A 784-nucleotide genomic window follows, 5' to 3' on the forward strand; every position below is an offset into this window, starting at 1 on the left:
GGCGCGGGTCTGGGCCTCGCGATCGTGCGCGGCATCGTGGAGGCGCACCGGGGCCGCGCGACGGTCCGCAACATCCCGGGCGGCTGCTGCTTCGAGGTGACGCTGCCCACGGCGCCCTAGGGTGCGCTGCGCAGGTCGTCGCGGGCGAACGCGCGCATGCCGTCCTCGAAGGCGACGGCCGGTTTCCAGCCGAGGTCCGTGCGCAGCCGCGCCGAGTCCGCGGTGATGTGGCGGACGTCGCCGAGCCGGTACTCCCCCGTGACGACCGGCTCGGGCCCGCCGTGGGCCGCGGCGAGCGCCCGCGCCATCTCGCCGACGGTGTGCGGCTCCCCGCTCCCGGTGTTGTACGGGGTCAGGGTGCCGGGCGCGGACCCGGCCTCCAGGGCCGTCAGATTGGCGGCGGCGACGTCGCGGACGTGCACGAAGTCGCGGCGCTGACGGCCGTCCTCGAAGACGCGGGGCGCCTCGCCGCGGGCGAGCGCCGAGCGGAAGAAGCTGGCCACGCCCGCGTACGGGGTGTCGCGCGGCATCCGGGGCCCGTAGACGTTGTGGTAGCGCAGCGAGACCGCCGAGCCGCCGGTCGAGCGGGCCCAGGCGGCGGCCAGGTGTTCCTGCGCGAGTTTGGTCGTGGCGTAGACGTTGCGCGGGTCGGCCGGGGCGTCCTCGCCGATCAGGTCGGGTGCGAGGGCGGCCGCGCAGTGCGGGCAGCGCGGCTCGAAGCGTCCCGTGTCCAGGTCGGCGACCGTGCGCGGGCCGGGCCGTACGTCCCCGTGGCGCGGGCAGA

2 protein-coding genes are annotated in these 784 nt (G+C 76.9%); one reads left to right on the forward strand and one right to left on the reverse strand.

The features are described 5' to 3' along the window. Positions 1–120 (forward strand): ATP-binding protein (locus GTW43_RS33385; RefSeq protein WP_343246192.1); only part of this gene is annotated, 120 nt, incomplete at its 5' end. On the opposite strand, the gene GTW43_RS33390 is transcribed toward GTW43_RS33385, so the two are convergent. Beyond that, the coding region (locus GTW43_RS33390; RefSeq protein ID WP_161305729.1) for an NAD-dependent epimerase/dehydratase family protein at positions 117–784 on the reverse strand (668 nt) is incomplete at its 5' end. The two genes, GTW43_RS33385 and GTW43_RS33390, sit on opposite strands and share 4 nt — an antisense overlap.

It is taken from the genome of Streptomyces sp. SID5785 (genome assembly GCF_009870065.1).
Taxonomy (GTDB): Bacteria; Actinomycetota; Actinomycetes; order Streptomycetales; family Streptomycetaceae; genus Streptomyces.